The sequence below is a fragment of the Streptomyces cupreus genome (assembly GCF_014257025.1).
GTDB classification, from domain to species: Bacteria; Actinomycetota; Actinomycetes; order Streptomycetales; family Streptomycetaceae; genus Streptomyces; species Streptomyces cupreus.
Genome location: NZ_JACMSF010000059.1, coordinates 40,008 through 48,542, shown reverse-complemented (window position 1 = coordinate 48,542; position 8,535 = coordinate 40,008). Strand labels below are relative to the sequence as shown.

Below are 8,535 nucleotides of genomic sequence, written 5' to 3'. Positions count from 1 at the left end.
TGTGCCGGGATCGCGGTGGCGTTGTCGAGCGGCTGGCAGCGGTCGAGGAGTCGGCGGTGGACATCCGGCGTGGTGCTGACCCGACGGGTGTGGCCCTGGCCGCGTCGCACGGCCACGCCCTGGCCGAGCGCGACGCGCTCGGCGGGCTCCAGTTCGGTGGCGCGAAGGAAGTCGGCGACCTTGCCCGGCATGTCGAGGACGACCGGCAGTTCCGGAGCCGGGGCGTCCAGGTCGGCGGCCGTGTACTCGGGCAGGAGGTCGGCGATGGCGGTACGGATGGCCCCTCGGCTGACGTCGTGTTCGCGGGCGAGGCTGGCGATGGACTGGCCGCCCAGGTACGCCGTACGCACGTCGCCGGTCTTGTCGGCTGGGACGGCCGGGCGGCGCCCGCCCTTGTTGCCCTTCGCCTCGGCGGTCCGCAGCCCGTCGTAGGTCAGCTCGCGCTGGAGTTCGCCGGCGGCGGCGAGGGTCTGCACCATGAACTTCACGGTGGACAGCAGTTCCCCGGTGCACGGGTGGCGTGCGGTGAGGTCCATCGCGGAGAACGCGCCGTCGTGGATGCGCAGGGCGAGACAGTCGCGGTGAGTGCAGGTGCCGACCTGGTCCAGCATCGGCGAGTCAGAGTCGAGGGTCGGATACGCCCGCACAAGGTCGGCGAGGCAGTCGTCGCGCGGGTCGTCGGCCGGTGTGCTGCTCTCCGCCGGCCAGGCTGTCGTCGTTGCTGGTCGTCGTGCAGGCCGTGAGCGTGGCGGCGACAGCGGTACGGAAGCGCATGGTCCCCCTTGGCTGTGCGAGTTCGGGGAGCATCCTGCCGGGCCCGTTGTGGGCCTGTACGGGGTTTTCGGGAAGGCGGCGCCCCGCCCGCCATGAGCCTGGGGTGCAGAAGACGGGCGGGAGATCGCACGGCGGCCGTTGCGTGGGTGCGGGAGCCTGGATAACTGGTCCGGTGTCACAGGGAGCAGGCGTGAGTCACTGGCAGGCGCCTGTGCCATGCGGGGAGCGGCGCACGGCATGACGTAGGCCGCCCGAGAAACGAGCGGGGCGACGCGTAGTCGGAGCTTCCGGCCGCGGCAGCGTGGGCACGTCCGTACCTTCCGGAAGCGCTCGATCTCGCCAGTGCCCCGGCATCGCCGGCACTGGCCGAACGGCTTCACCGCACACAGCACTGCGTAGGACGTCGAGCACGTCGAGGATGTGCCCGGTGCCGCGCACGAGGCGGAACATCTCGGAGATGTGCACGGTGTCGCCCGGCCGCGCGTACGTGAGGAGCTCGCCGAACTTCGGTCTCTCAAGCGGGTGGAGGCGGCTGGAGGTGCCCGCGTCCTCCTCGAACGGGGTCGGGTCCTCGATACCGGCCTCGGCGAGGACGAGGTTCTGACGGTCGGTCGACTGCTGGTCGGTTGACACCCGCTTGTAGACCAGATTGGCCACGCTCTTCCTCGTTTCTGTCGGCACAACGGACCCGATCTGTCATCAAACCCTGTCGTCAGCCGCCATCGGATCTCATTGGATCTGAGTCGTCGTCAGGCCCTGAAGAGTCCGGGTTCATTGGACGCTCGCCGCGCCTGTCGTCATTCGATCGTTTGCCGACACTGAGGAACGCTGCCCAGAACGCCGAATGCCCCGGGCGGGCCGTCGCTTCTTCCCCCGCCCGGGGCATTCGCAGCGTACGGCCCCCGCGTCAGGCCTGGGGAGAGGGAGGCCGTGCAGCTGCGGGTAGCGCAGGTGCTGGCCGCCGTCGTAGACCATCGACGGTTCAGACCGGTAGCGTCGTGCAACTCACCGCTACGCCGGGCCTACGGCAACGTTCTCGGCGTATTCCGGCTGCCCTCCTGCCGGAGGCGCCGTCGAGCACCCGGCAGCGGGTGAGGAGTTGGCGCCGAGATCGGCAACAACTGGTGGATCTCCCTCGTCTGGTGCCTGGGCCTGGCAGTCCTCGGCTACTTCTGGTCGAAGTCGGTGTTCAACCACGACCCGAAGTAACCCCCTGGGCTGCCTCATGCAGCTCACGCGCCCCCGGGGGCGCTCACTTACGTGATGGGAAAGTCGAAATGGGTGTCCGGATACGGTTCGTCTGTGAGCGTGTAATGCCACCACTCGCAGTCGTACGCACTGAAACCGCAGGCCTCCATGAGGGTACGGAGGTGCTGACGGTTTCTCGCTTCGGCTTGCGTGATTCCTTGTGCTCCATGATGCGAGATGGAATCCATCAAGTCATGGGCGCCGCCCATGGGGAGGATCTCATGGGAAGCCAGGTCGTAGAGCGTGAGGTCAATGGTGCTGCCCCGGCTGTGACCCGACTTGGTGGCCACATATCCCTGCTCGAACATCTCGGCTCGGTCGATGTTCGGATAGTGCCGCGCCTTCGTGCGGCCGTCCTCCGGCTGCTGTGACCAGCGTACGAAGCTGTCGACGGCGCGCTGCGGGCGATAACCGTCCCAGAGGAGCAGGCCGAAGCCCAGGGATTCGGCCTTCTCGCGCGCTCGTTCCAGTCCTTCGCACAGCGCCCTCGTGCCGACGATCCGATTGGCCAGATACCCGTCCACGGGCTTGCCGGTGAAGTTGTCCCAGGTGGCGTACTTTGCGTCCCAGCGCATTCCGGCCGTTCCGGACACGAGCTCGTCCACGAAGACGAAGTCGTCCTTCATCGGCTCTTCCCCGTCAATGCCAGGGACAGGATGCGGTCGATCACTTCACCGAGCGGTACCCCTGCGGCCGCCATCATGCGCGGATAGCGGCTGTACGAGGTCATGCCGGGGAATGTGTTCACCTCGTTGAGGACCACTGCTCCGTCCTCCTTGAGGAACAGGTCCACCCGTGCGAGACCGCTGCACCCCAAGGCGCGGTATACGGCCATGGCGGTCTCCTGGACGAGCAGGCGTGACTCCGCGGGAATGTCGGCGGGAACGATCGCCGTCGAGTTGTCGGAACCGGTTTCCGGCGCATCCTCCTGATGGATCCGGAAGAAGCCGTGGGTGAGAGCGATCCGGTCCACCTCGCCCGCGATGAGATCGAGTTCGTTCCCCAGGATGGCGCAGCCGATCTCGCTGCCGACGACGGCCTCTTCGATCAGCACCTTCGCGTCATACTGCCGTGCGGTCTCCACCGCGCTCTGCAGTTCTTCTGCCCGGGACACCTTGGTGACGCCGAAAGACGAGCCCGAACGCGCCGGCTTCACGAAGACCGGATAGGTGAGCAGGCCGGGATCGATGTTCTGGTCTGCCGCGACGGTCCAGAAGTTCGGCGTGGCGATTCCCGCGCTTGCGGCGACGGTGTAGGCAAGGGATTTGTCCATGCACAGTGCGGAACTCTGCACATCGCAGCCCACATAGGGGATGCCGGAGAGCTCAAGCAGCCCCTGCATCGCACCGTCCTCGCCGCGCTTGCCGTGCAGCACGGGCAGGACGACGTCCAGGGGGATCGTCTCGTACCGCCCCTGCTCCTGCCCCTCTTCCTGGACAAGCAGTCCGTGCACGGTGCTGTCCGGCGACAGTGCGGCCGGACGGCAGTTTCCGTTCTCCCAATCCGTGTCGGGGCCGTCGCAGAGCTTCCAGGCGCCGTCCTTCGTGATGCCGATATAGAACGGTTCGTACTTCTCGGCGTCGAGGTTCCGGGTGACCTCTTGCGCGGACTTGATGGAGATGGGGTGCTCTTCGGAACGTCCACCGAATATGATGCCGACCTTCAGCTTATCCATGCTGGTTCCCGCTTTCGAATTTCAGGCAGTTGGTGAGGGAGTTCTCGACCGTGTCACGCAGGGCGTGGTCCGTGTAGTAGGCGGTGTGCGGGCTGATGAGCACATTCGGCAGCTCTTGCAGCCGCAGCAGCGACTTGCTTTTCACGGGCCTGGTTCGGCAGTCGGCGTAGAAGATGCCTTCCTCGCCCTCGACGACATCTAATGCCGCGCCGCCGAGCCTGCCGCTTTCCAGTGCCGATACAAGGGCATCGGTGTCGATGAGCGCCCCTCGTCCGGTATTGACGATCAGCGCGCCTTGTTTCATTTGCTCGATACGCTGCCGGTTCAGCAGATGATGCGTATCCGGGTTGAGCGGTGCGTGGAGCGTGACCAGGTCGCTCTGCTGTAGCAAATCGTCGAGAGGAACGTATTCGGCGGGGGTTTTGGGGCGATTGTCGTGGGCGAGTACGCGGCAACCGAAACCGCGCAGCCTGTCCATGACCGTAGCGCCGATGCGTCCTGTGCCGATCACGCCGACGGTCAGATCGCGCAGTTCCTTGCCGCGCACTTCGTTCAGCCGGTAATCGTGGACATCCGCGCGCCGGATGATGGATTTCGCGTCGCGCACCGCCATCAGCATCAGCATCAGCGTGAAGTCGGCCACGCTGTCCGGCGAGTAGCTGACGTTTTCCACCGTGATGCCGATGCTGGCCGCGTATTCCACATCGATGTGGTTGCACCCGATGCTCCGCGTGGAGACATATGTTACGCCGGCTTGGCCAAGCGCAAGAAGAGCGGCGTTGGCGATGGGAGTCTTGTGGCCGACACTGATGGACCGACTTCCGGCTGCCAGTTCGATATTCGCTACGGATAGCGGCGCGTCCGTAATGGTCGGCGTCACACCGAAGCGAGGGGCCAGCTCCCGGAACAATACGGCCTCATCGGGGCCGCACCCATAGACGGTGATGCGGGGCGGTTCGCTGTAGGTCATACGTACAGGCAAGGCTGTGTGGTGTTGCCGGAACGTATACGGATTTCGATATGCCGGCGATACACCGTGGTGCATTGACTGGTGGCATGACTTACAAGGAATCAGCGTGATCCCCCTCAGCCTCGGCGAGATCGCCGCAATCGTCGGCGGGACGGTCGAGGGCGACGCGGCCGTGACGGTGACCGCACCGGCCGTGCTCGACGGCCGGCAGGCCGAGCCGGGCGGCCTCTTCGTCGCCTTCGTCGGCGAGCACGTCGACGGCCACGCATACGTCGGCCAGGCCGGCCGGGCCGGCGCGGTGGCCGTGCTCGGCTCCCGGCCCACGCCGCTGCCCACCGTCGTCGTCAAGGACGCCCAAGCCGCGCTGCAGACGCTCGCCGCGCACGTCGTGGCCCGGCTGCGCGACGGCCTTACCGTGGTCGGGGTGACCGGTTCGCAGGGCAAGACCAGCACCAAGGACCTGCTGGCGGCCGTGCTTTCGAGCGCGGGGCCGACGGTCGCCACGATCGGCTCGCTCAACAACGAGCTCGGTGTGCCGCTCACCATGCTGCGCGCGGACGCGGCCACCCGGTTCCTCGTACTCGAGATGGGAGCCCGCCACATCGGCGACATCGCCGAGCTCACCGGCCTGGTCGCGCCCGACATCGGCGTCGTCCTCAATGTCGGCCAGGCGCACCTCGGCGAGTTCGGGTCGCGCGCAGCCATCGCCGAAACCAAGGGCGAGCTGGTGCGAGGGCTCGCGCCCGGCGGCACCGCCGTCCTCAACGCCGACGATCCCCGCGGGGACGCGATGCGTGCGCTCACCGACGGCCCCGTGCTGACCTTCGGCCGGGCGGAGCACGCCGACGTGACGATGCTCGGCCTGGATCTCGACGGGCTCGGCCGTCCGTCCTTCACGCTGCGGACCGCCGACGCCTGCGCATCCGTCGCGCTGCCGCACGTGGGCGCCCACCAGGCGCTCAACGCGTCGGCCGCCGCTGCCGCGGGGCTGGCGGCCGGAGTACCCCTCGACCTGGCCGAGGCGACGCTGGCCACCGCTTCCCTGTCTCAGTGGCGGATGGAGCTGCGCGTTCTCGCCGGCGGCGCGACTCTGCTCAACGACTCCTACAACGCCAACCCCGACTCGACCCGCGCCGCCCTGGACGCACTGGCGGCGATCGAGGGCGGGCGCCGAATCGCCGTACTCGGCGAGATGCTCGAACTCGGCGACGACAGCGCGGCCGAGCACCGCGCCATCGGGGAGTACGCCGCCACGCGGGCCGACGTGGTGGCCGTGGTCGGCGAGGCCGCCCGGTCGATCGCCGACGGAGCGAGGGAGCGGGCGGTGCTGCTCGACGGCAACAGTGCGGCCGTCACCTGGCTACGCGGCCACCTCGCCGCCGACGACGTGGTGCTCGTCAAGGCCTCCCGCGGGGCGTGCCTCGACGAAGTGGCCGCCCAGCTCATGTAGTTGGACCTACCTGTACGTAGGGCCTACCGCCCGCGGCGCCTCATGTAGAGGTCGAAGGCCCGGTAGACCATCGGCCGCAGGGGCAGGTCCCATTCGCCCACGTACCTCACCGCCTGACCGCCGGTGCCGACCTTGAACCGGATCAGCCCGACGTGCGGGTCGTCGGCGTCGAGGGTGGGGGTGATGCCGCGCAGGTCGTAGACGTCGCAGTCGGCCGCGAGCGAGTCGCGGATCATCGCCCACTGGCAGGCGTTGGAACCGCGCACCTCGCGCTTCTCGGTGGAGGAGGCACCGTAGGAGAACACCGCGTGGGCACCCACGCGGACCAGGATCGTGGCGGCGACCAAGTCGCCCTGATGGCGGGCCAGATAGAGCTTGATCCGCTCGGGATCCTCCGCGCTCAGCGCGGCGAACATGGTCTCGAAGTAGCCCAGCGGCCGGGGCGTGAAGCGGTCCCGCTCGGCGGTGTGGACGTAGAGGTCGTGAAACGCCCTCAGGTCCGCGCCGCCCGCATCGACCGTGACCTCGACGCCCTCCTTGGCGGCCTTCTTGATGTTGCGGCGCCATTGCTGGTTCATGCCCTTGAGCAGCTGGTCCTCGGTCCTGCCGGCCAGCGGAAGCTCGTACTTGAACTGCGGATGCCCGACCCCGAAGCCGTCCTGAGGGCTCTGCGGCAGCCAGCCCGCACCTCTGAGCCGGCCGGCCACCTGGGCGCCGACCGGGTCCGACCACTGGCCGGGCACGTCGGTGAGCCGCTTGCGACCCGGGTCGGCGACACCCCCCTTGACCTGAGCGGCGTTCCAGGCGTCCGTGCGCACCGGCGGGCCGAGCCGGATCGCGAACGCGCCGTGCGCCTTGAGATGGGCCGCCAGCGGGTCGAGCCACACGCCGAGATCGCCGGTCCAGTCGATGACCGGGCCCTCGGGCAGATAGGCCAGCGTGAACCGTTCGAGCTTCTGCACCGGGCGGTGCAGAACGAGCCCGGCGCCGACCAGTTGCCCGCCGTCGAACCAGCCGAGGGACTCGCTGCGCCACTCGGTCTTCACGCTGCCCCAGGCCGGCGTCTGCAGGAAGCTGGCCGACCGCTGGGACCGTACGAACGCCAAGTGCTCGGTGGTGCTGATCGGCCAGACGGTCAGAGGCCCGCCCGAGGTGCTTGCCCCCGAGTACCTCCGGGGCTCGGCTGCTGCTTGTACTGGTTCGCTGTAGGACATGCCGCCAGTCAAGGCAATGCGGTGTTGCAGGCGCGTATGCGGTTTTCGATACGTCGGCGATATGTTCCGGATTTTCCGGTACGGCGCCTCACCAGGATGTGGTCACCGATGTGGTTACCAGCTGACGTGGGCCGCCACCGGCCGGTGGTCGCTCCCCGTGGACGGCAGCACCCATGAGCTCTGCGGCTCCACGCCCCGGGTGAGGATCTGGTCGATCCGTACCATCGGGAACTTCGCTTGCCAGCTGAAGCCGAAGCCGTTCCCGGCCTTGTCCTGGGCCGAGTGCAGCTGCGAGGTGATGCCGTCGAGCGCACGGTCGTCCGTGGTGCCGTTCATGTCGCCGAGCAGCACCATCCGCTTGTTCTGCTCGGCGGCGACGGCCTTGGCGAGCGCCTCGGCGTTCCTGTTCCGGGTCTCCGTCCCGAAGCCTCCCCTGGGATTCACGCGTACGGATCCCAGATGGGCCACATACACGGCCAGCGGCCCGTGGTCGGTGGCCACCGTGGCACGCAGCGCCCGGTTGTCGACCAGCTTGAGGGCCGCCGGCTTGGAGTCGCCCAGCGGGCCGACGTCCTGCTCGGTGTCGACCGGCCGGATGTCCGACAGCGGCAGCTTGCTCCACAGCCCGACGGTGCCCTGCACCGAGTGGTACGGGTACGCCTTCGCCAGCTCCTTCTCGTACACCGGCTTCGCCTGCGCGGAGAGCTCCTCCAGGGCCAGCAGGTCTGCACCGGAGCCGGCCAGGGCGCGAGCGGTGCCGGCGGGGTCGGGGTTGTCGGCGTCGACGTTGTGGCTGACCACGGTGAGGTCGCCGCCCGGGTGTGACTTGTCGGTGAGCAGCCCGCCGAAGAGGCTCACCCACGTCACGACCGACAGCAGCAGCGCGACCACCGAGGAGGCGGACCGGCGCCACAGCGCCCCGGCGAGGAGCACCGGTATGAACACGCCGAACCATGGCAGGAAGGTCTCCACCAGGCTGCCGATGTTCCCGACCCGGTTCGGGATCTGCGCGTGCAGCAGCAGGAGCAGGCCGAGCAGCAGCGCCAGCGCCGTGAGCACCCGGCCGCGCTTCCACGGCCCCGGCTGGGACAGGCTGCCGATCGCCAGCTGGATGACCGAGCGCTTCTCGGTGCTCTCGACGGGTTCGGTGGTTGCGGCGGTCTCGGCGCGCCCCTCCGCTTCGACCTGCTGCCGCGCGCTCGCG

Annotated in this window: 7 protein-coding genes and 1 pseudogene; 1 reads left to right on the top strand and 7 read right to left on the bottom strand. The window is 68.2% G+C overall.

Annotation, left to right across the window (positions count from 1 at the left end; all coding sequences use genetic code 11):
• From H4N64_RS35980 to vanH, 5 genes and pseudogenes are all read right to left on the bottom strand, one after another.
• Window positions 1–611 (bottom strand): annotated as a pseudogene (locus tag H4N64_RS35980) (recombinase family protein); the annotation flags it as partial.
• Between the two features lie 358 nt (window positions 612–969).
• The gene (locus tag H4N64_RS45870; protein WP_336246897.1) at window positions 970–1,431 is read right to left on the bottom strand and encodes a recombinase family protein; all 462 of its coding nucleotides are present in this window, start codon (window positions 1,429–1,431) and stop codon (window positions 970–972) included.
• 599 nt (window positions 1,432–2,030) lie between these two features.
• Complete coding sequence (gene vanX / locus H4N64_RS35970; RefSeq protein WP_186286788.1) at window positions 2,031–2,648, bottom strand: D-Ala-D-Ala dipeptidase VanX; 618 nt, start codon at window positions 2,646–2,648, stop codon at window positions 2,031–2,033.
• On the bottom strand, window positions 2,645–3,697 hold the full coding sequence (gene vanA / locus H4N64_RS35965; RefSeq protein WP_186286786.1) for a D-alanine--(R)-lactate ligase: 1,053 nt from the start codon (window positions 3,695–3,697) through the stop codon (window positions 2,645–2,647). Before vanA ends, vanX begins: the two co-directional genes overlap by 4 nt.
• Window positions 3,690–4,667 carry a D-lactate dehydrogenase VanH gene (vanH, locus tag H4N64_RS35960; RefSeq protein ID WP_186286785.1) on the bottom strand — a complete coding sequence of 326 codons (978 nt, stop codon included), beginning with the start codon at window positions 4,665–4,667 and terminating at the stop codon, window positions 3,690–3,692. The genes vanA and vanH overlap by 8 nt, the downstream gene beginning before the upstream one ends.
• A gap of 106 nt (window positions 4,668–4,773) precedes the next feature.
• Between vanH and H4N64_RS35955 the strand changes: the two genes are divergently transcribed.
• Window positions 4,774–6,117 carry a UDP-N-acetylmuramoyl-tripeptide--D-alanyl-D-alanine ligase gene (locus H4N64_RS35955; protein ID WP_186286783.1) on the top strand — a complete coding sequence of 448 codons (1,344 nt, stop codon included), beginning with the start codon at window positions 4,774–4,776 and terminating at the stop codon, window positions 6,115–6,117.
• A 23-nt stretch (window positions 6,118–6,140) separates the two neighbouring features.
• On the opposite strand, the gene H4N64_RS35950 is transcribed toward H4N64_RS35955, so the two are convergent.
• Window positions 6,141–7,331: a lipid II:glycine glycyltransferase FemX gene (locus H4N64_RS35950; RefSeq protein WP_260860179.1), complete on the bottom strand. Its 1,191-nt coding sequence runs from the start codon at window positions 7,329–7,331 to the stop codon at window positions 6,141–6,143.
• A gap of 114 nt (window positions 7,332–7,445) precedes the next feature.
• The gene (locus H4N64_RS35945; protein ID WP_186286799.1) at window positions 7,446–8,438 is read right to left on the bottom strand and encodes an endonuclease/exonuclease/phosphatase family protein; all 993 of its coding nucleotides are present in this window, start codon (window positions 8,436–8,438) and stop codon (window positions 7,446–7,448) included.
• Between the last annotated feature and the right edge of the window lie 97 nt (window positions 8,439–8,535).

Excerpts from the sequence above, each read along its gene's own strand:
- vanX (WP_186286788.1), bottom strand. The coding sequence starts at position 2,648 with ATGAAGGACGACTTCGTCTTCGTGGACGAGCTCGTGTCCGGAACGGCC.
- vanA (WP_186286786.1), bottom strand. The coding sequence starts at position 3,697 with ATGGATAAGCTGAAGGTCGGCATCATATTCGGTGGACGTTCCGAAGAG.
- H4N64_RS35950 (WP_260860179.1), bottom strand. The coding sequence starts at position 7,331 with ATGTCCTACAGCGAACCAGTACAAGCAGCAGCCGAGCCCCGGAGGTAC.
- vanH (WP_186286785.1), bottom strand. The coding sequence starts at position 4,667 with ATGACCTACAGCGAACCGCCCCGCATCACCGTCTATGGGTGCGGCCCC.